We start from the raw sequence: 24,079 nt of genomic DNA, 5'->3' as shown, positions 1-24,079 counted from the left end.
AGATAATAGCGGGTTCAAAGGCTCAGGTCAATTTCTACTTCACACTTTTTGTGCCAGGAACGTCATTTTCAATGACGTTCCCAAGACCCGACGCAATGACGCCCGCACCATCTCCAACAACCTTTACGCACATGCCCATTGCCGAAGCAAACGGGCACGCGATTGACATCACGCCTGATCGAGTTCGAATGCCTTATGCAGCGCGCGCACGGCGAGCTCCATGTACTTCTCGTCGATCAACACCGAGATCTTGATTTCCGACGTGGAGATCATCTGGATGTTGATGCCCTCTTCCGACAGCGTGCGGAACATCTTGCTCGCGATACCCACGTGCGAACGCATGCCGACACCGACCACCGACACCTTCGACACCTTCGGATCGCCCAGCACCTGCTCCGCGTTCACGTGACCCTTCACCTGGTTCGTGAGGATGTCCATGGCGCGTTGATAGTCGCCGCGACCGACCGTGAACGTGAACGCCGTTTTGCCTTCGACGCTCTGGTTCTGGATGATCATGTCGACATCGATATTCGCATCGGCAACCGGGCCGAGGATCTGATATGCGATGCCCGGCTTGTCGGGCACACCCATCACGGCGATACGGGCTTCGTCACGCTGAAACGCGATTCCCGAGATGACTGCTTTTTCCATGGTTTCGTCTTCTTCAAAAGTAATCAGGGTGCCCGACTTCATTTCTTCGTCGAGCGACATCAGCGGATCGGTCAGGCTGGACAGCACACGCGTCTTCACCTGATATTTGCCGGCGAATTCCACCGAGCGGATCTGCAGCACCTTCGAACCGAGGCTGGCCATTTCCAGCATTTCCTCGAACGTCACGCGATCCAGACGGCGTGCTTCTTCGACCACGCGCGGGTCCGTCGTGTAGACGCCGTCGACGTCCGTGTAGATCAGGCATTCATCCGCTTTCAGCGCCGCGGCCACCGCGACCGCCGACGTGTCCGAGCCGCCGCGGCCGAGCGTCGTGATGTGGCCTTCGGGGTCGATGCCCTGGAAGCCCGTGATGACGACGACCTTGCCTTCGTCGAGATCGCGCAGCACGCGATCGCCGTCGATGTCGCTGATGCGCGCTTTCGTAAAGGCGCTATCCGTTTTGACGGGCACTTGCCAGCCGGTGTAGCTGACGGCATCGACGCCTGCGTCATGCAGCGCGATGGATAGCAGGCCGACGCTGACCTGTTCGCCCGTCGACGCGATCATGTCGAGTTCGCGCGGGCTGGGCTGGGGCGAAATCTCTTTCGCGAGACCCAGCAGGCGGTTCGTTTCGCCGGACATCGCCGAGGGCACGACGACCATCTTGTGGCCTGCCTTGTGCCATTTCGCGACGCGCTTCGCGACGTTCTTGATGCGCTCGACCGAGCCCATCGATGTGCCGCCGTATTTGTGTACGATGAGTGCCATTGTCGTTCTGAACTGAAGGGAAACTGATACGCCAACCGGCGCGCGCCGGGCGCGCTGGAGCGGCCGCACAAAGAAAGCACAGGGCACAACGTTCGGGAACGACGGCGCAGTGTGGCGGCGCAGATGCAGCGTGCGTAGGGTACGCGCGGATTTGCCGGGTTTGCTTTTTCCGGCCCTGCCGAAACCTGCCGGTAAACAGGGCTGACGGACGCTAACGGGGTGGCTAACGGCTTGGAGCGCGCCCCGGACGTTCGCGTAAGAACAGCCAGGTAACACGACAAAAAGCGAGTCGGGCAAACAAGTTACCCTACCTGATCGGCAATAAAAAGACAAGCCGCAATCCAGGCAAAAGCCGTTGCAAATGCTTGTCGTAGAAGGATTTGCGGCGATTGTTGCGCGCGCATGACAATAGCCGTCCGGCCGGTCGGGCGTCGGCCGTCGCGAACGCGGACGCGGACGCGAACGTCACGCCAACGTCAGATCCTCGCGCCAGGCGATCTGGATATAACGAGCGCCTCCGTGCTGCGCCGGGTCGACGGGCGCGGCGCGGTTCACGCCGATCAGCGGCACGAACAGCAACGCGTCGCCGGCAAAAAGCAGCGGTACATCTCGCTTCCACGATGGCACGCCGCGCTCCTGAAACAGATTCTTCAACGTGCGGCTCGGGCCGTTCGCGACGCAGCGCATCCGTTCGCCGCCACGGCGCGAGCGCGCGACGAGCGGCGCGCGAGCGAGCGCATCGGCGGGAATTGCGTCCGGCGCATCAGCGCTTGCATCGCTGAACACGAACGTGCCGCGCCACTGCGGCAAGCGCCACACGCTTTGCCCTTGCCAGACAAGCACGCTTTCCGCGCGTTCGACGAGCGCCGTTTCGTCGGCGGGATCGGCGCTGTCGCCTGCTTCCCAATACACTTGCCCGCGATAGCTGCGCAACGCCTGGCCCGCGTGATCGACCCGCAAGCTGTGCGCGTCGCCGATCGCGCGCAACTGGCGCAGTGCATCCTTCAGCCGTGCAGTCGATGCAGCCGTCAAGCCGAGCGTGCGCATCCAGTAACGCAGCAGATTCGCCGCGCGATCGTCGTCGAGTGCGAGCAGCGCGTCGCGCGACAACGCGCCCTCTTCTTCGCCGCGCGCCGTTTGCAAATCGATGCGCGCAAGCTCGTCGAGCAGACGCTGTGCCGAAGCCGCGTGTGCGGCCGTGCGGGCGAGCGCGTCGCGAAAGCCCGGAAAATGCACGGCGAGCGGCGGCAGCACATCGTGACGTAGCGCGTTGCGCGCGTAACGGGTGTCGTTGTTCGACTCATCGTCGATCCAGCGCAGATCGCGTGCGTGTGCGTATTGCTCCAGTTGCGCGCGCAGCAGATGCAGCAGCGGACGCACCCGCGCAACCGACGCACCGGACGGCAGATATTCCGGCGCCATCGCTGCCAGGCCCGCCAGCCCTGCTCCACGCAATAGTTGCAGCAGCACGGTCTCCGCCTGGTCGTCGGCGTGCTGCGCGAGCCACAGCGTGCGCACGCGATGCTGCGCGCAAAGCGCATCGAGCGCGCGATAACGCGCGTCGCGCGCCGTGGCTTCGATGCTCAGACCGCCCGCACGAGACACATCCACATGCAGCGACGCAAACTCGACACCCCGTTCGCGCGCAAACGCGCCGCAATGCGCGAGCCATTCGTCGGCATTGGCGCTCAGACCGTGATGAACATGAAATGCGATGCAGCGTGACGCACCGCCGACACGCACCGCCGCGTCGAGCAGCGCCGTCGAATCGACGCCGCCGCTGAACGCGATCGCGATACGCGCATCGTCGGGCAAGGCCCCAAACGCAACGCCGACCGCATCGAGAACGAGGCGGTCGGCGGGAGTGTCAGCGGAGAGAGTCACGTTGTGGCGGCGCTTATCGTACGCGAGGCGCCTTCGGACGAGAACGCGAGGCTTACGCGCCCGGCGTCGTTTCCTTGAACTTGCCGTAGGCCATCAGGCGTTCAAAGCGGCGTTGACGCAGATCGTTCGTGCTCATGCCCTGGAACTGGCGCAGCGAATCGGCGAGGGCACGGCGCAGCAGCGCCGCCATGCCCTTAGGATCGCGATGCGCGCCGCCGAGCGGCTCGTTGACGATCTTGTCGATCAGGTTCAGCGCCTTCAGGCGATGCGCGGTCAGACCCAGCGCTTCGGCTGCTTCGGGCGCTTTCGCGGCGCTCTTCCACAGAATCGACGCGCAACCTTCCGGCGAAATCACCGAGTACGTCGAGAACTGCAGCATCAGCACGTTGTCAGCGACAGCGACAGCCAGCGCACCGCCCGAACCGCCTTCGCCGATGATCGTCGAGATGATGGGCGTCTTCAGCTCGGCCATCACGTACAGGTTGCGGCCGATCGCTTCGGACTGGCCGCGCTCTTCCGCGCCGATGCCGGGATAGGCGCCCGGCGTGTCGATGAACGTGAAGAGCGGCAAGCCGAACTTCTCGGCGAGACGCATCAGACGTTCGGCCTTGCGATAGCCCTCGGGGCGCGGCATGCCGAAGTTGCGCAGCGCGCGCTCCTTCGTGTCACGACCCTTCTGATGTCCGATCACCATGCACGGCTGGCCGTTGAAACGCGCGAGGCCGCCGACGATCGACAGGTCGTCCGCATACGAGCGGTCGCCATGCAGTTCGTGGAAATCGGTGAACAGTTCGTTGATGTAGTCCTGCGTGTACGGACGCTGCGGATGTCGCGCAATCTGCGAAACCTGCCATGGCGTCAGATTCGTATACAGATCCTTCGTGAGCTGCTGGCTTTTCTTCGACAGCCGCTCGATCTCTTCCGAAATATCGACGGCCGAATCGTCCTGCACGAAGCGCAATTCTTCGATTTTCGCTTCGAGCTCCGCGATCGGCTGCTCGAAATCCAGAAAGGTGGTCTTCATTGGTTTTTAATCCTTCGACTTACCGGCAGCGCGTATTCTAACCGCGCGCGCCCATGTCAAAACCGTCTCGAATCTATCGATTTTAACAAATCAATAGACTCCGACGGTTTTTGCCTTCTGCTTCAGTGCCTGATTCAGCTGCCGGCCGGCGCCGGATCGAGGCTGCGCCACATGTACCACGTCGCGACGGTGCGCCACGGCTCCCAGTTTGCAGCGACTTCACGCGCTTCGCTGCGCGTCACCGGCTCACCGCTGAAATAGTTCTGGCTGATCGCGTGAATCAGATTCGGATCGTCGAGCGGCAGCACGTCCGGACGCGACAGATCGAAAATCAGGAACATCTCAGCCGTCCAGCGACTGATGCCGCGAATCTGCGTCAGCTCGGCGATCACATCCTCGTCTTCCATCGACGTCCACTTGCCGACGTGCAATGCACCCGAGACGAAGTGATGCGCGAGATCGAGAATGTACTCGGCCTTGCGCTTCGAGACGCCGCAGTTCATCAGACTCTCCTGCCCGAGCTTGATGATCTGTTGCGGCACGAGCTTCGGACAGGCAGCGACGATGCGCTGCCACATGGACTGCGCGGACGCGACGGAAATCTGCTGGCCGACCACCGAGCGCGCGAGCGTAACGAACGGATCGGCACGGCTCGACAGATGCACGGGGCCGAACTTCGGAATCAGCTTCTTCAGAATGCGGTCGCGCTTGACGAGATCGGCACAAGCTTTGTCCCAATACGCCGGACGCGTGACGACGGACGACTGCGGGTCGCCTTGCACAATCTGCTCGCTTTCCGCCGACGAGACAGCGGCGCGCGGCTTGCGCACCGTTTCGGCTTCATGGCTTTCGTAGGCGAGTTCCTGCCCATCGCCCGCGAGTTCCGCGGGCAGCGAACCGTTGCCCTTCGCGTGCGCGGCCCGCGCGCGCGACGGCTTCACAGCGGTTGCTTCGGGCAAGTCCGCACCATTGGGCAGGTGTCGCGACGGCACCTGCTTGGCGTGTGCGCCATGCGAGCCTGCCGTTTTGCGCGGACCGTGCAGGGCCGCCTTGACGCCTTTCGCCGACGCCGATTTCACCGCCACCTTCGCTGCGCCGCTTCGCGCCCGTACTGCCTTTACCTTAGCTGCCGCGTTTGATTGAGACGTGGCCCGTTTAGCCGGCGTCTTCGTGGCCGTTGCCATCCTGCCTCCTGCCTGGCGAGTCGATCAGTGGGAAGTGCGAGGTGCGCTCAAACGCGACGCCACTCGGTCAACCCGCCCGGTTTGTCTTCGAGCGCAACACCGGCGTCCAGCAATTCCTTGCGGATCCGGTCTGCCTCGGCGTAGTCCTTTGCCTGCTTCGCAGCGACGCGCGCGGCGATCTTCGCTTCGATCGCTGGTACGTCGAGTGCACCCTCGCTTTCGCTGCCCGCCGCCTGCTGCAGATAGGCGCGCGGTTCGCGCCGGAGCAATCCGAGCACCAGCGCGAGACCTTGCAACTGACGCGCCAGCGCCGCATCGCGCGTGCGATTCACTTCGCTCGCGAGTTCGAACAGCACCGACACGGCGACAGGCGTATTGAAGTCGTCGTTCATCGCCGCGCGAAAACGCTGTGCATGCGCTTCGTTCCAGTCGATCTCGCCCGCTTCCGGCGGCGTGTCCTTCAGTGCCGTGTACAGACGTGCCAGTGCGCTGCGCGCGTCGTCGAGATGCGTGTCGCTGTAGTTCAGCGGCGAACGGTAATGCGCGCGCGCAATGAAGAACCGCACGACTTCGGCATCGTACTTCGCGAGCACCTCGCGGATCGTGAAGAAGTTGCCGAGCGACTTCGACATCTTCTCATTGTCGATCTGCACGTAGCCGTTGTGCATCCAGTAATTGACGAAGGTTTGGCGCGTAGCGCCTTCACTTTGTGCGATTTCGTTTTCGTGGTGCGGAAACTGCAGATCCTGGCCGCCGCCATGAATGTCGAAATGCTCGCCGAGCAGCGTGCAGCCCATCGCCGAGCACTCGATGTGCCAGCCGGGACGGCCGCGCCCGTACTTCGAATCCCAGCCGGTGTCGGCGGGCTCGTCGGGCTTCGACTGCTTCCACAGCACGAAGTCGAGTGGGTCCTGCTTCGCGTCGTTGGCGGCCACGCGCTCGCCCGCGCGCAGGTCTTCGAGCGACTTGCCCGAGAGCGCGCCATAGTTCGCGAACTTGCGCACCGCGTAGTTCACGTCGCCGTCGGCGGCCTGATACGCGTAGCCGTTCTGCTCGAGCTTCTCGATCATGCCGAGCATCTGCGGAATGTAGTCCGTCGCGCGCGGCTCGAGGTCGGGCCGCTCGATACCGAGCGCGTCCGCATCCTCGTGCAGCGCCGCGATGAAACGGTCCGTCAGCGCGCGGATCGACTCGCCGTTCTCGACTGCGCGGCGAATGATCTTGTCCTCGATGTCGGTGATGTTGCGCACGTAGGTGACCTTGTAGCCGAGCGTGCGCAGCCAGCGCTGCACGATGTCGAATACGACCATCACCCGCGCATGGCCCACGTGGCAGTAGTCGTACACCGTCATCCCGCAGACATACATACGCACTTCGCCTTCATGAAGCGGCACGAAATTTTGCTTGTCACGCGCGAGCGTGTTGTAGATGCGCAGAGATTCCATAGAGACGATGCGTGGGCCGAAAGAAATCCGCTTGGTCTTCGTTCATACCGCGCCCGAAGAAAGCATGCAACTGCATGCACGAACACGGGCACTGCGGCATGACTGACAGCATGTCGCGCAACGGCGCGGGATCAGGCTGACGTCAAGGCGGAGACGACCACGAGTGGCGAAAAGACAGTCTGTGGTTCGACGGAACGCGCAGACCTTTTGTTAGAATGGGTCGGAGTATAACATCCAGACCTGAGCCTATGAAACACTCCAGCGGCCGCGCGCGAGGCGCCACGACCCTCTTCGCGACGGCGCTCCGCTCGACGCTTCGCCCGATTTCCGGCGCGTCGTCCCGTCCAGGTTTGCTCGCGGCCTTGAGCACGGCAGCGGGCGCGACCTGCTGCGGGCTCGCCCTCATGGTCCTGCCTGCCACGCCCGCCTTCGCGCAGAAAACGCCGACCATCGCGCACGGTCCGGCCGTGCGTGACGCGACGCCCGATGCCGACGCGTCGATCCAGGAGAAGAACTGGACGGCCGCGCTCACGCAACTCGATGCACGCATCGCCGCGAATCCACGCGACGCGCAGGCCAAATTCAAGCGCGCCACCGTGCTCGCACGCCTGAACCGCGACGACGAAGCGATCGCCGCGTTCACCGAACTCACCGAGACCTTTCCCGAACTGCCCGAACCGTACAACAACCTCGCCGCGCTCTACGCGAAGCAGGGCCGTTACACGGAAGCGCGCGCCGCGCTGGAAACAGCCGTCAAGGCGAGCCCTGGCTACGGCCTCGCGTACGAGAATCTCGGCGACCTGTATCTGCGCATGGCGGATCAGGCCTATCGCCGCGCACAAAGTCTGGGCGCGGGCAACGGCACGACCACCCAGCGCATCGCCGACATCGAGAAAATCGTGACGCCGCGCAAGACGCCCGTGAAGAAGACCAGCCAGCCAGCTGATACCGACTCCACGAATCGCGCCATGCAGGGCATTACCAGCACGCCGGGCTTCACGTTCGGCGGCCCGAACGGTTCGCTCGCGACGCCGCCGTACGTTGCACCATCGCAGTGAGCGCTCGCGCGCCTGCTTTCGGGCCGCGCGCTTGCCGACGTTTTTCATCTGAGTTCACCCTGTTTTCACCCCGAGGATTTACATGAAATGGTTGATGTTGGCGCTCGGCAGCGCCGCCCTGATCGCGAACGCACCGGCTTTTGCGCAAAACGGATCACAGGCTGCGCATCCGTCCGTTCTCTTGAAGACGTCGGAAGGCGATATCCGCGTCGAGTTGTATCCTGAGAAAGCGCCGAAGACGGTGGCCAATTTCCTCGACTACGTGAAATCCGGTCAATATAACGGGACGATTTTCCATCGCGTGATTCCCGGCTTCATGGTCCAGGGCGGCGGCTACACGACGAGCTACGCTGAGAAACCGACCCGCGCGCCGATTCCGCTCGAAAGCCGCAACGGCCTGAAGAACATGACGGGCACGATCGCGATGGCGCGCACGAGCGACCCGAACTCGGCCACCGCGCAGTTCTTCATCAACACGGTCGACAATGCCGGCCTCGACTATCCGAATCCGGACGGCAACGGCTACGCCGTGTTCGGCAAGGTGACGGCGGGCATGGACGTCGTGAAGAAGATCGAGGGCACGCCGACCACGTCGCGCGGTCCGATGAGCGATGTGCCGCAAAAGCAGATCGTGCTCCAGTCGGCGACAATTGTCGGCAAGTAAGTTGGCAAACAAGCCGCACAAAGATTGGCAATGAAGCGGCCGCGCAGGCCGCGAGTAGGTGCTCGATAACACACGGGCAGACGACGCATTTGCAAACAGGGTGACGCGCGAGCCGCCGGCAACTCGATGCACGGCGCCAGCGCGGCACCGGAACTAACCATGCCACGGGCGCAGGCCAATGGCCGCTCAGACGGCGATGCACCACGCCCTCCACTCACCTAGACCCAAAGGAAATCATCATGGTTGAACTGCACACGAACCACGGCGTCATCAAGCTGGAACTGGACGCCGAGAAGGCGCCGAAGTCGGTTGAAAACTTCCTCGCCTACGTGAAGGCCGGCCACTACGACAACACGGTGTTCCACCGCGTGATCGACGGCTTCATGATCCAGGGCGGCGGCTTCGAGCCCGGCATGACGCAGAAGCCGACCAGCACGCCGATCACCAACGAAGCGAACAACGGTCTGAAGAACGTGAAGGGCTCGATCGCGATGGCGCGCACGAACGATCCGCACTCGGCGACCGCCCAGTTCTTCATCAACGTGAACGACAACGACTTCCTGAACCATTCGTCGCCGACGCCGCAAGGCTGGGGCTACGCAGTGTTCGGCAAGGTCGTCGAAGGCCTTGAAGTGGTCGACGCGATCCGCAAGGTGAAGACGGGTTCGAAAGGCTTCCACCAGGACGTGCCCGTCGACGACGTGATCATCGAAAAGGCCGTCGTCGTCGAGTAAGAGAATTACTCAAACGAACAGCCTATTCTTTAAGAAGCGCTGAGCAACTAGAGAAGCACACTTCCATGCTGCAAGAGACGCCGCTGCGAAGCGTCGCTGCGGGCGTGCCTGGCGAGGGCAAACGCCCGCACGCGGCGCGCCCGTTTTTCTTTATCGCTGACCTGCATCTGAGCGAGGCGATCCCACAGACGGTCGCCGCGTTCGAGCATTTCATCCGCGTGACGGCCGAGCATGCGGATTCCGTTTTCATTCTCGGCGACCTGTTCGAATACTGGATCGGCGACGACATGCTCGCCGAGCCCTTCCCCGCCCGCATGGCCGCGCTGATGCACACGCTCTCGGAGCGAGGCATCGCGCTCTACATCATGCACGGCAACCGCGACTTCCTGCTGGGCAAGCGCTTCATGAAAGCGGCGGGCGCGATATGGCTGCCCGATCCGTTCGTCATCACCGCGTTCGGGACAAAAATCGCGCTCACGCATGGCGACGCGCAATGCACGTCGGACCGCAAATATCAGCGCTTTCGTGGCTTCGCGCGCAACCATCTTGCGCAGTGGCTGTTTCTGGTGTGGCCGTATCGCTGGCGTAAGGCGCTGGCGGAGAAAATGCGCAGATCGAGCGAAGCGGGACGTCAGCGCCCTGTCTCGCCGCGCTACGACGTGACGTCGGAAGGCATTGCTGCACTCTTCAAGAAGACGAAGACAGCCACCATCATTCACGGCCATACCCACAGGCCGGCGCTGCATCATGAGAAAGGCGGCATGCGCTGGGTGCTGCCCGATTGGGATCTCGACCACGGCGAGCGCCGCGGCGGTTATGTGCGCATCGATTCCGAAGGGATCAAGGCGCTGCGGCTGGACAAGTAGTCGTTTTCACCCTTTTCCCTTTCCGCGCGCCCTTCAGCTTGGCGCAGTTCAGCGCGCCGTCACCTCGACCTTCCCTTCGATTTGCGCCGACAGGCGTCGCAGATCCAGCAACGCCGCATCCGCGCCATGCAGCGCTTCGAGGCTCGCGCCAAGCCGTTCGAGCGCCGCGACCACTTCGTCGATGCGCTGCGATTGCGTCGACGCGTGATTGACCAGCCCGTGAATGGCAAGCGAGACGGGATCGTCGGCATTCGGCGTGATGCCGTACGCGCAGAAGCCCGGTCGTGCCGTCGTCTTGCCATCGACGCCCGCCGGCGCGGAAGCCGCCGGCACCGATGCCGTCGCCGGCATGATCACGCGCGCCGGATTGCCGACGGCCGTGCCGCCCGCCGGCACCGGCTTCACGACGACTGCGTTCGAGCCAATCTTCGCATCCGCGCCGATCGTGAAGCCACCCAGCACCTTCGCGCCCGCACCGACGATCACGCCACGCTCCAGTGTCGGATGGCGTTTCGCGCCGCGCGTGAGCGACGTGCCGCCGAGCGTGACGCCCTGATAGATCGTGCAGTCGTCGCCGATTTCAGCTGTTTCGCCGATCACGACGCCCATGCCGTGATCGATGAATACGCGCCGCCCGATCGTCGCACCCGGGTGAATCTCGATGCCCGTCATGAAACGGCCGAACTGCGACGCGAAGCGCGCAATCCAGCGACGGTTCGCGCGCCAGCAGGCATGCGCGAAGCGATGGAAGATCAGCGCGTGCAAGCCCGGGTAACACGTGAGGACTTCCCAGGCGCTGCGGGCGGCGGGATCGCGCTCGCGGATCGTGGCGATGTCTTCGCGGAGTCTCGTGAACATGGCAATGAGGCTGTCGTAGGGATGGATCGCCGCCGCGCATTGGCGCGGGGAGCGGACTGCCGGCGCTTGCACGTTTGCGTGCGCTGTGACATCCGCACGCATGCGCATTGCAGCTGGCGAGCTTTGCTTATGACGTTTCGGGCCATTGTAGGGCGAATGCGCAAAACCTGCCGGAAGCCCACGCGGACGACAAGGTTTGAGCAGCGCACACGGCTACGGCTCACGCGAAATGCACGCCGCTCAACGCTCGTCGCCGTCGCGCCCTTTCGATTTCAGCAGAATGTGCTTCGCGATTCCGCGCACGATATTGACCTCTTCACGCTCCAGGCCCGAGCGTGCGAACAGCCGCCGCAAGCGCGACATCAGCTTTTTCGGGTTGCCGGGATCCAGAAAGTCGAGTGCGATCAGCGCGTTTTCGAGATGCACGTACATGCGCTCGATTTCGTCGCTCGCGGCGAGCGTGCCCGCGCCGCCCGCTCCCGGCTCCGCCCCGTCGCTGTCGACGAGGTAGGCCATTCGCAACTCGTACGACAGCACCTGGATCGCCTGCGACAGATTCAACGAGCTGTACGCGGGATTGGCCGGAATATGCGCGAGCGCGCTGCACCGCTCGACGTCCTCGTTCGACAACCCGGTGCGTTCGTTGCCGAACACGAGCGCGATATCGCCATGCACGGCATGCTCGCGCGCCTGTGTCGCGGCCACGCGCGGCGCGAGCTGCGGCGGCCCGTACTCGCGGGCGCGCGCCGTCAGCGCCAGCGACCAGTGCGCGCCCGACAGCGCATCGGCAAGCGTCGGCACGACATGGGCGGACGCGAGCACGTCGTCCGCGCCGCTCGCCATCGCAATCGCCTCGGGGTCGTTTTTCACGTCCGCGACGCGGGGCGACACCAGCACGAGCCGGGAAAAACCCATGGTTTTCAACGCGCGCGCCGCCGCGCCGACGTTGCCGGGATGACTTGGCTCGACGAGCACGAAACGCGTCGACGTGAAGCCGCCGCCGATGCCGGAGTTGTCGGAAGCGATGCTGGAGGAAGGCGAAGCAGGCGTTTGAACCACGATGAGCTTTGGAGACAAGGAAACAGTAATGGTAGCCCCAACGCGCTGCCTCTTTCCATCTGCCGATCGGCCGATGCTGCACCGGGCGACCGTCATAGGCCCGTTTGCCGGCGCGCGGGTCGGCCCGAACCGCCTCGAAAGGACGAGACTCAGGTAAAATCCTGATACTCGCGCCGTGCCACATTGCCTCTCACGAGGAACATCGGACACGGCGCACCGCTCTTCTTCAATTTGTCTCCGTCGACGGAATGTGCTGCCAGATTTCGACTCAGTCGTGCCGGGCGCCCGTTTCGCATGATTAACAGCTTATTTTCAGCTCAACACCGGGCAGCCGCCGTGCGCGTCCGGCACAAGGATCCAGACTCATGCATCCCATGCTCAATATCGCTGTCAAGGCCGCTCGCCGCGCCGGGCAGATCATCAACCGCGCGTCGCTCGATCTCGACCTCGTGCAGGTCAGCAAGAAGCAGCACAACGATTTCGTCACGGAGGTCGACAAGGCGTCCGAAGCGGCCATCATCGAAACGCTGACCACCGCCTACCCCGATCACGCGATCCTCGCCGAAGAATCCGGCGAATCGGGCAACGAGTCCGAATTCCAGTGGATCATCGATCCCCTCGACGGCACCACGAACTTCATCCACGGCTTCCAGTATTACTGCGTGTCGATCGCGCTCGCGCACAAGGGCATCGTCACGCAGGCGGTCGTCTACGACCCGACGCGCAACGACCTGTTCACGGCCTCGCGCGGCCGCGGCGCGTATCTGAACGACCGGCGCATCCGCGTCGGCCGCCGCGACCGGCTCGCCGACAGCCTGATCGGCACGGGCTTCCCGTTCCGTGAAAAAGACACGCTCGAAGCCTACACGCAGCTCTTCGCCGACATGACGAAGGCGTGCGCGGGCCTGCGCCGTCCGGGCGCGGCGGCGCTCGATCTGGCGAACGTCGCGGCGGGACGCCTCGACGGCTTCTTCGAGCAAGGCATCAGCGCGTGGGACATGGCGGCAGGCAGCCTGCTCGTCACGGAAGCGGGCGGCCTGGTCGGCAACTACACGGGCGACTCGGACTTCCTGCACCTGCATGAGATCGTCGCCGGCAACCCGAAGGTGTATGCGCAGATGATTCCGATTCTGTCGCGTTACACCAAGACGAAAGAGCAAGCAGCCTAAGACGCTGCGTGCGTTTGAAAGCGGCCTCGGCCGCTTTTTTCTTTTTGGGCTCGTGACTCGCGATGCGTCGCGCACCTGAACGGGACATGCGCATCCACGGCAAAATTACGGGCGCTGTGTTCCAATCGGGACCATGAAGAAAGGTTTCTACACGATTATCGCGGCACAGTTCGTGTCGTCGCTTGCCGATAACGCGCTGCTGATCGCGGCCATTGCGCTGCTCACCGAGATCCGCTCGCCCGCGTGGATCACGCCGCTGCTGCAGATCTTCTTCACGATTTCCTACGTACTGCTCGCGCCGTTCGTCGGCGCATTCGCCGACGCGCTGCAAAAGCGCCACGTGATGTTCGTCTCGAACGCGCTGAAGGCGTGCGGCTGCCTGCTGATGATCGGCGGCGTGCATCCGATGATCGCTTACGGCGTGGTCGGCTTCGGCGCGGCCGCATACTCGCCCGCGAAGTACGGCATTCTCACCGAACTGCTGCCCGCCGACCGGCTCGTCGCCGCGAACGCGTGGCTCGAATCGGCGACCGTGCTGTCGACCATCGTCGGCACGATGCTCGGCGGCGCGCTGATCAGCACCTATGCGTCGCATCTGGTGCAGCACATGCACTGGCCGCTGATCCACTCCGCCGCCGACCTCGCGATGCTCGCCGTGATGATCACGTACGCGATCGCGGCGGCACTCAACGTCGGCATTCCCGATACGGGCGCGCGCTATCCGAACCGGTTGAAGGAGCCGGGCGAACTGGTCGGCGAGTTCGTGCGCTGCTTCAACGTGCTGTGGGCCGACCGTCTCGCGCAAATCGCGCTGTGGGTTACGACGCTGCTATGGGGCGGCGCGGTCACGCTGCAACTGCTGGTGCTCAAATGGGCCGATGCGAACCTCGGGCTGTCGCTGTCGAAAGCAGCCGTCATGCAGGGCGTGGCGGGTCTCGGCATCGCCGTCGGCGCCGCAGCCGCCGCGGCGTGGATTCCGCTGCGCGCGTCGCTCAAGGTGTTGCCCGTTGGCCTGATCATGGGCGCCGTGACCGTCGCGATGGCCTTCTACAACAAGAACCTGTTTCCGCCCGGCGCGGGCCTGCGCGTCGGCGAACTGTTTGCGCCCGCTTACATCATCTTCGCGTATCCGTTGATGGTGCTGCTCGGCGCGCTTTCAGGTTTCTTCATCGTGCCGATGAACGCAATTCTCCAGCACCGCGGCGCGACGCTGCTCACCGCCGGCCACTCGATCGCCGTGCAGAACTTCAACCAGAACCTCGCCGTGCTGCTGATGCTCGGCGCGTACGCAATCCTGCTGACGGCGAAGATGCCCGTGCAGTGGATCATCACCGTGTTCGGCGTATCCATCACGGGCATGATGTGGCTTGCGCAGCGTCGCAGCGCAGCGAATGCGCACAAGGTCGACATGCGCGCGCTCATCGAGGAGTGACCAAAGCGTACGCGTGTCGGCACGGCGACAGCAACCTGGCCATCCGGCCAGGTTCGCTCGGCGCGTCGGCGGGTTAAACTCACGCCCTGAACAGTCACGCAAGAAAGACACGAGGATGGGCACTCAAACCGCAGCCGCAAGCGACAACGCGCAACACACACCCATGATGCAGCAGTATCTGCGCATTAAAGGGGAGCATCCGGGCACGCTCGTGTTCTACCGGATGGGCGACTTCTATGAACTGTTCTTCGACGACGCCGAAAAGGCCGCGCGCCTGCTCGATCTGACGCTCACGCAGCGCGGCGCGTCGGGTGGCAATCCGATCAAGATGGCGGGCGTGCCGCATCACGCCGTCGAGCAATATCTGGCGAAGCTCGTCAAGCTTGGCGAGTCGGTCGCGATCTGCGAGCAGATCGGCGATCCCGCGACGTCGAAGGGCCCCGTCGAACGCAAGGTCGTGCGCGTGGTGACGCCTGGCACGCTGACCGATGCCGCACTGCTGTCCGACAAGAACGACACCTATCTGCTCGCCGTGTGCGCGGGACACAACCGGCGCGGCGTCGTGACCACGATTGGCCTCGCATGGCTCAATCTGGCGAGCGGCGCGTTGCGCCTCGCGGAAGTCGCGCCCGATCAGGTCGCGGCCGTGCTCGAGCGCATCCGCCCTGCTGAGATTCTCGTTGCCGACGCGCCGTCGTCGAACGATGCAAACGCATGGACAGTGCCCACCGGCTTCGGCGCGACCACGCGGGTGCCCGTCTGGCACTTCGACGTCGCCTCGGGCACGCAGCGGCTGTGCGATCAACTGGAAGTGGCGGGCCTGGATGGCTTCGGCGCGCATTCGCTTTCGTGCGCATGCGGCGCGGCGGGCGCGCTGCTGTTGTACGCGGCGGCGACCCAGGGCCAGCAGTTACGCCATGTGCGCAGTCTGAAAGTCGAATACGAATCGGAGTACATCGGTCTTGATCCGTCCACGCGCCGCAATCTCGAACTGACGGAAACGCTGCGCGGCACCGACTCACCCACGCTCTGCTCGCTGCTCGACACCTGCTGCACGACCATGGGCAGCCGTCTGCTGCGTCATTGGCTGCATCATCCGCCGCGCGATGCGTCGTTCGCGCAGGCTCGCCAGCAGGCGATCGGCGCACTGCTCGACGCGCCGCCGCAAGCGAGCCTCGACGGACTGCGCAGCGCGCTGCGGCAGATCTCGGATATCGAACGGATCACCGGGCGGCTGGCGTTGTTATCGGCGCGCCCACGCGATCTGTCGAGCCTGCGCGACACGTTCATTGCATTGCCCGAACTGCGCGCGCAACTTGCCGCCGTGACGACGGCCGCGGATTCGCTCGCGCGCATCGATACGGCGCTGGTGCCGCCCGCCGACTGCGTCGACCTGTTGAAGCGCGCCGTCGCGCAGGAACCCGCCGCGATGGTCCGCGACGGCGGCGTGATCGCGCGCGGCTATGACGCGGAACTCGATGAACTACGAGATATTTCGGAGAACTGCGGACAGTTCCTGATCGATCTCGAAACGCGCGAACGCGCGCGAACGGGCATCGGCAATCTGCGCGTCGAATACAACAAGGTGCACGGCTTCTATATCGAAGTGACGCGCGGCCAGACGGACAAGGTGCCCGACGACTATCGCCGCCGTCAGACGCTGAAGAACGCCGAGCGCTACATCACGCCCGAGCTGAAGACGTTCGAGGACAAGGCGCTGTCCGCGCAGGAACGCGCGCTCTCGCGCGAGAAAGCGTTGTATGACGCGCTGCTGCAATCGCTGCTGCCGTTCATCGCCGATTGCCAGCGCGTTGCGTTGGCACTCGCCGAGCTCGATCTGCTCGCCGCGTTCGCCGAGCGCGCCCGCGCGCTCGACTGGGTTGCGCCGAGCTTCACGCCGACGGGCGGCATCGATATCGAACAGGGCCGCCACCCGGTGGTCGAAGCGCAGGTCGAGCAGTTCATCGCGAACGACTGCGTGCTCAATCCCGAACGCAAGCTGCTGCTGATCACCGGCCCGAACATGGGCGGTAAGTCGACCTTCATGCGTCAGACGGCACTGATCGCGTTGCTGGCGTATGTGGGCAGCTATGTGCCCGCGCGGCGCGCATCGTTCGGCCCGATCGACCGTATTTTTACGCGCATCGGTGCCGCCGACGATCTGGCAGGCGGCCGCTCGACCTTCATGGTCGAAATGACGGAAGCTGCCGCGATCCTGAACGACGCGACGCCGCAAAGCCTCGTTTTGATGGACGAGATCGGCCGCGGCACATCGACATTCGACGGCCTCGCGCTCGCGTGGGCCATCGCGCGGCATCTGCTTGCGCACAACAACTGCCATACGCTGTTCGCAACGCACTACTTCGAACTGACGCAATTGCCCGCCGAGTTCCCGCATGCGGCGAACGTGCATCTGTCGGCGGTCGAGCATGGACACGGCATCGTGTTCCTGCATGCCGTCAATGAAGGTCCCGCGAACCAGAGCTATGGCCTGCAGGTCGCGCAACTGGCGGGCGTGCCGAACGCGGTGATTCGCGCCGCGCGCAAGCATCTTGCCTATCTGGAGCAGCAGTCGGCCGCGCAACCCGCGCCGCAACTCGATCTGTTCGCGGCGCCCGTTGCGATGCTCGAAGACGCGGACGACGAACCCACCGCGCCGGTAACCGATCCCGCCACGCAGGCGCTCGTCGATCGTCTGCGCGAGATCGATCCGAACGATCTTCGTCCGCGCGACGCGCTCGACCTGCTGTTCGAACTGCATGAACTGGCCAAGTCGCCAGATGCGCAACACTGACGCGCGCGATCGTCAAGCGCCGCCGCTTCGCCGCCGTTCGCGCGGCGCAGCGCAGGCTATCGCGCTGACGGTTGCGTATGTGGCCGCGCTGTCGCTGGCGACATCGGCCCGCGTGTCGCTCGCAAAAGAATCGGCGCCACAATACGCGTTCGCGGTCATCGGTAGCACACTGCAAAGTCCCGCCGACGAAGCCCTCACGCAGCGGCTGCTCGACGCGATCGGGCGCGATCCCGACGTGTCGTTCGTCGTCTACGACGGCAATCTGAAAAGCAGCAAGGAAGCCTGCCGCGATTCGCTGTTCGAGACACGCCATACGCTGCTCGAAACCTCGAAGCCCCCGCTCGTCTTCATCCCCGGCCAGCACGACTGGACCGATTGCGGCACAGCCGACGCAGGCAGCTACGATCCCGTCGAGCGTCTCGATCTGCTGCGGCAGACGCTGTTCGCCGATGCGTCGTCAATGGGACAAAATCCGATTCCGCTCGCGCGAGAAAGCGAGGTGTCGCGGTTTCGGCCGTATCGGGAGAATGTGCGCTGGTTGGTCGGCAATACTGTGTTCGTCGGCCTGAATGTGCCGGGCCCGAACAATCATTTTCTGTATGCGGGCGGCCGTAATGGCGAGTTCGAAGACCGCGTGATCGCGAATGCATTCTGGCTCGATCACGCCGCCGAGTATGCGAAACGCCGTGGCGCGCGCGCGATCGTCGTGCTGGTTCAGGGCGACTTCGATCCCGAGCGTTACGAGCGCCCTGAGCGCTTCGCGTGGCTGCGCTTCGGGCATCGTTCGAAGCGCGATGGCTTCATGGAGTTCAAGCGCAGTCTCGTAAAACTGGCGGAGACGTTTCGCGGTCCGGTCGTCGTGATTCATCAGGACGACGACAGATCGCATACGGGCTTCATGATCGACCAGCCGCTGCGCAACGACAAAGGCGATCTGGTGACCAATCTGACGCGCATCGCATTCGCGCCGCGTAGCCCGCAGAACCAGTGGATACAGGTCGAAGTCGACCTGGAGAAGCGGCCGCCGTTTCGCGTGACCGTGCGGGACGTGCCGAAGAATCTGCCGTTACCGCCCGCGCCCATCATGCCGTCGCACAACGATAACGCCGTGCCGCCGATGCCGCCGTCGATGCCCGCCGTGCCGGATTCCGCGCCTGCTTCGGAGTTGCCGCCGATCCTGCCTGAACCGTCGCGCACGTCGCCGCCGGATTAGAGTAACGCCGTCGCCTGCCGCGCTACGCAGCCCCAGATGCGACAACGGGCGCTTACGCGCCCGCTTCGGAAACTACTCGATCCTCCGCCCACTACCATGGCGTGAAACCTTGCCGGTTCAGTGCAGCGTCGGCCGTGACGGTTCGGCGTCGTCGGCGTCATCCTCGTCATCGTCTTCGTCGACGATTTCGAGGCCGCTCGCGCCATGTGCATGCTCGTGCTGGATTTCGTCTTCCGTCGCTTCGCGCACGTCCTTCACGGTCAGGCTGAAACGCAGCGCCATGCCCGCGAGCGGATGATTACCGTCGAGCACGACTTTGTCTTCAGCGACATCGGTGACCGTGTAGATGAGCGAATCCAGGTCTTCGTCGCCCTCTTCCGGCGTGCCTTCGAACTGCATGCCGACTTCGAGCGGCTCGGGGAAACGGCTGCGCGGTTCGATCTTCACGAGTTCAGGATCGTATTCGCCGAACGCGTCGCCCGGTTCCAGCTGGATCTGGGTCTCGAAGCCGGGCTCATGGCCGTCAAGCTCTTCCTCGATCTTGGGGAACGTGCCATCATAGCCGCCGTGCAGATAAACCATCGGCTCGTCGCTTTCCTCAATCAGATTGTCTTGCGCATCCGACAGTTTGTAAGTGACCGATACGACGGTGTTCTTTGCGATTTTCATTCGATTCTCCAGATTACGACTCACATTATACGATGCCCGTGCGGCCCTCTGACTACACCGCTGGCAAAGCTTCAGCGCGTTCCTCTTCGACTTCCGTCACCGCCTCTTCCGCGCCTGCGCCCGATCAGCCTGCGTCGTTGCTGGGCAATCTGACGCCGTCGCAATTCATGCGGCGCTACTGGCAGAAAAAGCCCTTGCTGATCCGTCAGGCGATCCCGGATATCGCCGCGCCGCTTTCGCGCGACGAACTATTCGAGCTGGCCGATCAGGACGAAGTCGAGTCGCGCCTCATCACGCACTTCCGCAACAAATGGCAGCTCGAACATGGTCCGTTTGCTGCAGACGAACTGCCCTCCGTCAAACAGCGCGCGTGGACGCTGCTCGTTCAGGGCGCCGATCTGCATAACGACCGCGCGCGCGCATTACTTGACCGCTTTCGCTTCGTGCCCGACGCGCGTCTCGACGATCTGATGATCTCGTACGCGACGGACGGCGGCGGCGTCGGTCCTCATTTCGACTCTTACGATGTCTTCCTGTTGCAGGTTCACGGCAAGCGTCGCTGGCGTATCGGCGCGCAACGCGATCTGTCGTTGCAACCCGGCCTGCCGTTGAAAGTTCTACAACGCTTCGAGCCGGAAGAGGAATGGCTACTGGAGCCGGGCGACATGCTTTACCTGCCGCCGCACATCGCCCACGACGGCGTGGCGGAAGGCGAATGCATGACGTGCTCGATCGGTTTTCGCGCGCCGTCGACGGCCGAGCTCGCCGCGCAGTTCCTGTATTACCTTGCAGAGCGCGGCGAAGCGGCCGGCTCGCTGGACGGCGCCGCGCTGTATCGCGACCCGCAACAGCCGGCCGTCGCGAAGCCGGCGGAACTGCCTGCCGCGCTCGTCGACCGGGTGGGCGCGATCCTTGCTAAGATCGACTGGAACGAGAAGGACGTGTCGTCATTCTTAGGCACCTATCTGAGCGAACCGAAGCCAAGCGTCGTGTTCGATCCACCCGGGCGACCGCTCGATGAAGCGCGTTTCATCAAGCGCGCAAGCAAGGAAGGTGTGCGTCTGGATCGCAAGACTGTGCTGCTTTACGACAGTCGTGCTTACTACCTGAATGGAGAAGAAAGCCGGCTATCGGGCGTGAAAAGCGCGGTGATTGAACTCGCCGACAACCGCTATCTGAGTGCGAAACGCTTTGTAACACTCTCGGGGCAATCGTCGGTGACAGCACTACTTCACGAGTGGTATCGTGCGGGCTGGATACAGATGGGTGAACTGAGATAAGATTCGCTCCGCTGTCATACCGTATAGCGAAAAATTGTCTGAGAAAGACAACGTATTGGCCCCGGATTTGTCGACGGTCGATACGAAAGTGCATATAATTTCCGCCCAAGCCGTAGGGAAGATTCACGCTCATGAAGTGCGGTCTCCACCAGCGGCCCAGGTCGGTGTTGGAGCACATTACCGGTATTATTTTGCGCTGTTGCTTACCTTTAACCATAAAAGGACGTGATCATGAAGAAATCCCTCCTCGTAGCATCCCTGTTGGCAGCTGTGGCACTGGCTGCATGCAACAAGAGCAGCGACCAGGCAGCTGCCCCGGCTAGCGACGCTGCTGCCGCTTCGGCACCGGCTGCTGCTGCTTCGGATTCGGCTGCTGCCGCTTCGGGCGCTGCTGCTGCTGCGAGCGATGCTGCTGCTTCGGCTACGGCTGCTGCTTCGGATGCAGGCGCTGCTGCTTCGGACGCTGCTGCGTCGGCAGCTGCTCCGGCTTCGGGCGCAAGCCAGTAAGCTGTAGCACAGGGGTCGCCCCTCAGGGCGAAACCTGCAACGGGAAGTCCGAGGGCTTCCCGGGCAAAAACAAAACGCCACGAGTTCAACTCGTGGCGTTTTGTTTTATGCGTCGCATTTAATCGTGATTATTCGGCTCGCATGTAATCACTGCTTTTTCAGCTTTTCGTGTATTTAATCCGCGTCAAACATTCCTCGCTTTAAACGCAATGATTTGCCCGTTGCATCCGCAACATTGTGTTTCGATGCAACGAGCCCCTCATTTCAGGCTTGCGCCTTCTCTTCGAAGAACTCGCGCACGACATCGATTTCGCGCGTGCGCTTGAAGGGCGGCAGGCTCTGCCATATCCGGCGCCCATACGGTTTGTCGACGAGCCGCGTGTCGCAGATCATCAGCACGCCGCGATCGGTCTCAGAGCGGATCAGACGCCCTGCGCCCTGCTTCAGCGTAATGACGGCCTGGGGCAATTGATGCACGGCAAACGGACTCAAACCCTTCTTCGTCAGCGCGTCGAGCCGCGCGGACAGCACGGGGTCGTCAGGCGGCGCGAACGGCAGCTTGTCGATGACAACGAGCGACAGCGCATCGCCGCGCACATCGACGCCTTCCCAGAAGCTCTGGCTACCGACGAGAATCGCATTGCCATAAGAACGGAAGCGGTCGAGCAATTCGGTACGGCTCGCGTCGCCCTGCACCAGCAACGGCATGTTCCAGCCGCGCGACTCGATCACGTCGCGCAGCTTCGTCGCGATGCGATCGACAGCGCGCAGCGTCGTGCACAGCATGAACACGCCGCCACCCGATGCTTCGATCGCAGGCAGCGCGGCATCGAATACGGCGTCGGTGAACGTCGGCGACGACGGCTGCGGCAAACCGCGCGGCACGTAGAGCAGGCCCTGCGTGCCGTAATCGAATGGACTGGGCAGCGTCATCGAGCGACGCGAGTTGAGCCCCATCTGCGCCGCATAGTGCGCGAAGTCGCCGCGCACCGACAACGTCGCCGATGTGAACACCCACGCGCGCGGCACGCCCGCACGCTGCTTCGCGAAAATGGGCGCGACGGACAGCGGTGTCTCATGCAGCTGCACGGTGTGCGAGAACACTTCGATCCAGCGGACCTTCTCGTTCGGATCGCTTTTCTCCGCGGCCTTCGCGGTGTCGCTTGCCGCGTCGCGTTCGGCTTCAGTGGGCGGCGTGGTCCAGCCCGACAGCACGTCCTGCAACTCGCGCGCGCGGCGCACCAGCGCAGCCAGCGACTCGGCGCGCTCCGACTGTCCAGCGAGCGCGCTCGCAAGCGCATCGAGTTCGGTTTCGACGGCTTCGAGCGCCGGGAACAACGGATGATCGTCGGGCAACTGGCCAATGGACAGCCGCACCGAATCCTCCTTGAATGCGAGCCGCACGTCGCGCGCCGAGCGTTCGAGCGCTGCGCCGAGCTTCACCCAGTCGACGGCATCGCGTGCGTGACCGAGGCCCTCTGCAACCGAGTCGCGCGCGAGTTCGAGGAACTGCGTGGTCGACAGCGTTTCGCCGAAGAACAGCGTCGCGGTTTCGGGCAATTGATGCGCTTCGTCGAAGATCACCGTGTTCGCCGTCGGCAGCAGTTCGGCCATGCCCGTATCGCGCAGCATGATGTCGGCGAAGAACAGATGGTGATTCACCACCACGATATCGGCCTGCTGCGCCTCGCGGCGCGCCTGCATCACGAAGCAGTCCTTGTAGTGCGGACATTCCTGCCCGAGGCAGTTATCGCGCGTCGACGTCACCATCGACCACACGGCCGCCGTCTCCGGCACGCTCGCAAGCTCGGCCTTGTCGCCCGTGCGCGTGATCTTCGCGAAACGGATGATGTCCTGCAAATACGACGTTTCCTGCCGCGACGGCAGGCGGCCATTGTCGGCCGTGCGTTGCAGATAGTAGTGGCACAGGTAGTTCGCGCGGCCCTTGAGCATCGCCACGGACACAGGCACTGCGAGCGCGTCGCGCACGGTCGGAATGTCACGCTGAAAGAGCTGGTCCTGCAAGTGCTTGGTGCCCGTCGAGACGACCACCTTGCCGCCCCACAGCATCGCCGGCACGAGATACGCATAGGTCTTGCCCGTGCCCGTCCCCGCCTCGACGATCAGCGTGTTCTCGCCGCCATCGGCATTGCCGTCAGCGGCCGCTGCGCCCTCAGGTGCGGACTGCGCCGCCGATGCCGATTGCTGCAAACGCCGCGCGGGACGCTTCTGCGCCTCGAACATCGCGGGCTCCGGCATCGCGCGGCCCGATGCTTCCATCGCAGCGGCCACAGCGCGCGCCATCTCGATCTGCGACGCACGCGGCCGGTAGCCGTCGATCTGGCGCGCAAGCAGCCCGTCGGCGGCGAAGATATCGGCGAGTTCGGACGATCGCTTGTGACTCAGCGACGCGGCCAGCGCGCCGCCGCCCGATGCGGGCTTCGCCGCGTGCTCGTCGGCACCCGTTGCAGCGGCGTCCGTCGCGCCCGCCGACGCTGTCCGGGAAGAAGGTTGAAGCGATGAATTCAAGGCAAGCGATTCCTGCAAAGTCCGGCGCGCCACATGCTGAACGGGGCCGGCGCCTGCCTGGCCGCTCCGTCAGTTGCGTGCTTCCGGTTCGAGCTGCAATTGCAGCAAGATGATGGTGTCCTTGACCTTGAGCTTGCGCTTTTTCAGGCGCTGAATCTCGAGGTCGTCGATGCCGGGTTCCTCGGACATCCTGTCGATCAACCGATCAAGCCCACTATGCTCCGATTCCAGTTGCAGAATGCGGTCGCGCAGTGTGTCCGAATTGACGACGCGATGGTGGTCGCGCATGCT

Annotated in this window: 20 protein-coding genes; 10 read left to right on the top strand and 10 right to left on the bottom strand. The window is 63.6% G+C overall.

Annotated features, from left to right (window positions below):
• Window positions 1-168: 168 nt before the first annotated feature.
• The 5 genes from PPGU16_RS06240 to cysS all read right to left on the bottom strand — a co-directional run bounded on the left by PPGU16_RS06240 (window position 169) and on the right by cysS (window position 6,956).
• Window positions 169-1,419 (bottom strand): aspartate kinase, encoded by a 1,251-nt coding sequence (locus PPGU16_RS06240; protein WP_180722149.1) that lies wholly within the window; start codon window positions 1,417-1,419, stop codon window positions 169-171.
• A 465-nt stretch (window positions 1,420-1,884) separates the two neighbouring features.
• Window positions 1,885-3,303 (bottom strand): tRNA lysidine(34) synthetase TilS, encoded by a 1,419-nt coding sequence (gene tilS / locus PPGU16_RS06235; RefSeq protein WP_180722148.1) that lies wholly within the window; start codon window positions 3,301-3,303, stop codon window positions 1,885-1,887.
• A 52-nt stretch (window positions 3,304-3,355) separates the two neighbouring features.
• Window positions 3,356-4,327: an acetyl-CoA carboxylase carboxyltransferase subunit alpha gene (locus PPGU16_RS06230; RefSeq protein WP_180722147.1), complete on the bottom strand. Its 972-nt coding sequence runs from the start codon at window positions 4,325-4,327 to the stop codon at window positions 3,356-3,358.
• Between the two features lie 134 nt (window positions 4,328-4,461).
• Window positions 4,462-5,511, bottom strand: coding sequence for a DNA-3-methyladenine glycosylase family protein (locus PPGU16_RS06225; RefSeq protein ID WP_180722146.1), 1,050 nt, complete (start codon window positions 5,509-5,511; stop codon window positions 4,462-4,464).
• Window positions 5,512-5,558: 47 nt separating this feature from the next.
• On the bottom strand, window positions 5,559-6,956 hold the full coding sequence (gene cysS / locus PPGU16_RS06220) for a cysteine--tRNA ligase (protein WP_180722145.1): 1,398 nt from the start codon (window positions 6,954-6,956) through the stop codon (window positions 5,559-5,561).
• A gap of 248 nt (window positions 6,957-7,204) precedes the next feature.
• Here cysS and PPGU16_RS06215 point away from each other — a divergent pair, with 248 nt between their 5' ends.
• The 4 genes from PPGU16_RS06215 to PPGU16_RS06200 all read left to right on the top strand — a co-directional run bounded on the left by PPGU16_RS06215 (window position 7,205) and on the right by PPGU16_RS06200 (window position 10,278).
• Window positions 7,205-8,014 carry a tetratricopeptide repeat protein gene (locus PPGU16_RS06215; RefSeq protein WP_180722144.1) on the top strand — a complete coding sequence of 270 codons (810 nt, stop codon included), beginning with the start codon at window positions 7,205-7,207 and terminating at the stop codon, window positions 8,012-8,014.
• Window positions 8,015-8,096: 82 nt separating this feature from the next.
• A complete protein-coding gene (locus tag PPGU16_RS06210) occupies window positions 8,097-8,678 on the top strand; it encodes a peptidylprolyl isomerase (protein ID WP_180722143.1) in 582 nt (193 codons plus the stop codon).
• Window positions 8,679-8,917: 239 nt separating this feature from the next.
• Window positions 8,918-9,412: a peptidylprolyl isomerase gene (locus tag PPGU16_RS06205; protein ID WP_180722142.1), complete on the top strand. Its 495-nt coding sequence runs from the start codon at window positions 8,918-8,920 to the stop codon at window positions 9,410-9,412.
• A gap of 65 nt (window positions 9,413-9,477) precedes the next feature.
• The gene (locus PPGU16_RS06200) at window positions 9,478-10,278 is read left to right on the top strand and encodes a UDP-2,3-diacylglucosamine diphosphatase (protein WP_180722141.1); all 801 of its coding nucleotides are present in this window, start codon (window positions 9,478-9,480) and stop codon (window positions 10,276-10,278) included.
• Window positions 10,279-10,326: 48 nt separating this feature from the next.
• On the opposite strand, the gene cysE is transcribed toward PPGU16_RS06200, so the two are convergent.
• Together cysE and PPGU16_RS06190 are read right to left on the bottom strand one after the other, a co-directional pair.
• Window positions 10,327-11,136: a serine O-acetyltransferase gene (cysE, locus tag PPGU16_RS06195; RefSeq protein ID WP_180722140.1), complete on the bottom strand. Its 810-nt coding sequence runs from the start codon at window positions 11,134-11,136 to the stop codon at window positions 10,327-10,329.
• A 240-nt stretch (window positions 11,137-11,376) separates the two neighbouring features.
• Window positions 11,377-12,291 (bottom strand): RNA methyltransferase, encoded by a 915-nt coding sequence (locus tag PPGU16_RS06190; protein WP_224032094.1) that lies wholly within the window; start codon window positions 12,289-12,291, stop codon window positions 11,377-11,379.
• Window positions 12,292-12,560: 269 nt separating this feature from the next.
• Here PPGU16_RS06190 and PPGU16_RS06185 point away from each other — a divergent pair, with 269 nt between their 5' ends.
• The 4 genes from PPGU16_RS06185 (at window position 12,561) to PPGU16_RS06170 (ending at window position 18,803) form a co-directional block, all read left to right on the top strand.
• A complete protein-coding gene (locus PPGU16_RS06185; RefSeq protein ID WP_180722138.1) occupies window positions 12,561-13,364 on the top strand; it encodes an inositol monophosphatase family protein in 804 nt (267 codons plus the stop codon).
• A 133-nt stretch (window positions 13,365-13,497) separates the two neighbouring features.
• A complete protein-coding gene (lplT, locus tag PPGU16_RS06180) occupies window positions 13,498-14,796 on the top strand; it encodes a lysophospholipid transporter LplT (protein ID WP_180722137.1) in 1,299 nt (432 codons plus the stop codon).
• A 115-nt stretch (window positions 14,797-14,911) separates the two neighbouring features.
• The gene (gene mutS / locus PPGU16_RS06175; protein WP_180722136.1) at window positions 14,912-17,590 is read left to right on the top strand and encodes a DNA mismatch repair protein MutS; all 2,679 of its coding nucleotides are present in this window, start codon (window positions 14,912-14,914) and stop codon (window positions 17,588-17,590) included.
• Window positions 17,577-18,803 carry a hypothetical protein gene (locus PPGU16_RS06170; RefSeq protein ID WP_180722135.1) on the top strand — a complete coding sequence of 409 codons (1,227 nt, stop codon included), beginning with the start codon at window positions 17,577-17,579 and terminating at the stop codon, window positions 18,801-18,803. The genes mutS and PPGU16_RS06170 overlap by 14 nt, the downstream gene beginning before the upstream one ends.
• A gap of 117 nt (window positions 18,804-18,920) precedes the next feature.
• Here PPGU16_RS06170 and PPGU16_RS06165 read toward each other — a convergent pair whose 3' ends face one another.
• Entirely contained in the window at window positions 18,921-19,472 is a 552-nt protein-coding gene (locus PPGU16_RS06165; protein WP_180722134.1) for an FKBP-type peptidyl-prolyl cis-trans isomerase, read from the bottom strand.
• Between the two features lie 32 nt (window positions 19,473-19,504).
• Between PPGU16_RS06165 and PPGU16_RS06160 the strand changes: the two genes are divergently transcribed.
• Both PPGU16_RS06160 and PPGU16_RS43360 read left to right on the top strand, forming a co-directional pair.
• Entirely contained in the window at window positions 19,505-20,752 is a 1,248-nt protein-coding gene (locus PPGU16_RS06160) for a cupin domain-containing protein (protein ID WP_180722133.1), read from the top strand.
• 231 nt (window positions 20,753-20,983) lie between these two features.
• Window positions 20,984-21,259: a hypothetical protein gene (locus PPGU16_RS43360; protein WP_081767573.1), complete on the top strand. Its 276-nt coding sequence runs from the start codon at window positions 20,984-20,986 to the stop codon at window positions 21,257-21,259.
• A 264-nt stretch (window positions 21,260-21,523) separates the two neighbouring features.
• Here the strand turns inward: PPGU16_RS43360 and yoaA are convergent, their stop codons facing one another.
• Together yoaA and PPGU16_RS06145 are read right to left on the bottom strand one after the other, a co-directional pair.
• Window positions 21,524-23,788: a DNA repair helicase YoaA gene (yoaA, locus tag PPGU16_RS06150; protein ID WP_180722132.1), complete on the bottom strand. Its 2,265-nt coding sequence runs from the start codon at window positions 23,786-23,788 to the stop codon at window positions 21,524-21,526.
• Window positions 23,789-23,857: 69 nt separating this feature from the next.
• On the bottom strand, window positions 23,858-24,076 hold the full coding sequence (locus tag PPGU16_RS06145; protein ID WP_035990715.1) for a DUF465 domain-containing protein: 219 nt from the start codon (window positions 24,074-24,076) through the stop codon (window positions 23,858-23,860).
• Window positions 24,077-24,079: the final 3 nt, after the last annotated feature.

This window comes from Paraburkholderia largidicola (assembly GCF_013426895.1).
In the GTDB taxonomy this organism is placed as follows: domain Bacteria; phylum Pseudomonadota; class Gammaproteobacteria; order Burkholderiales; family Burkholderiaceae; genus Paraburkholderia; species Paraburkholderia largidicola.
Note: the sequence above shows the minus strand (reverse complement) of the source record. Positions and strands in the feature narration are given on the sequence as shown.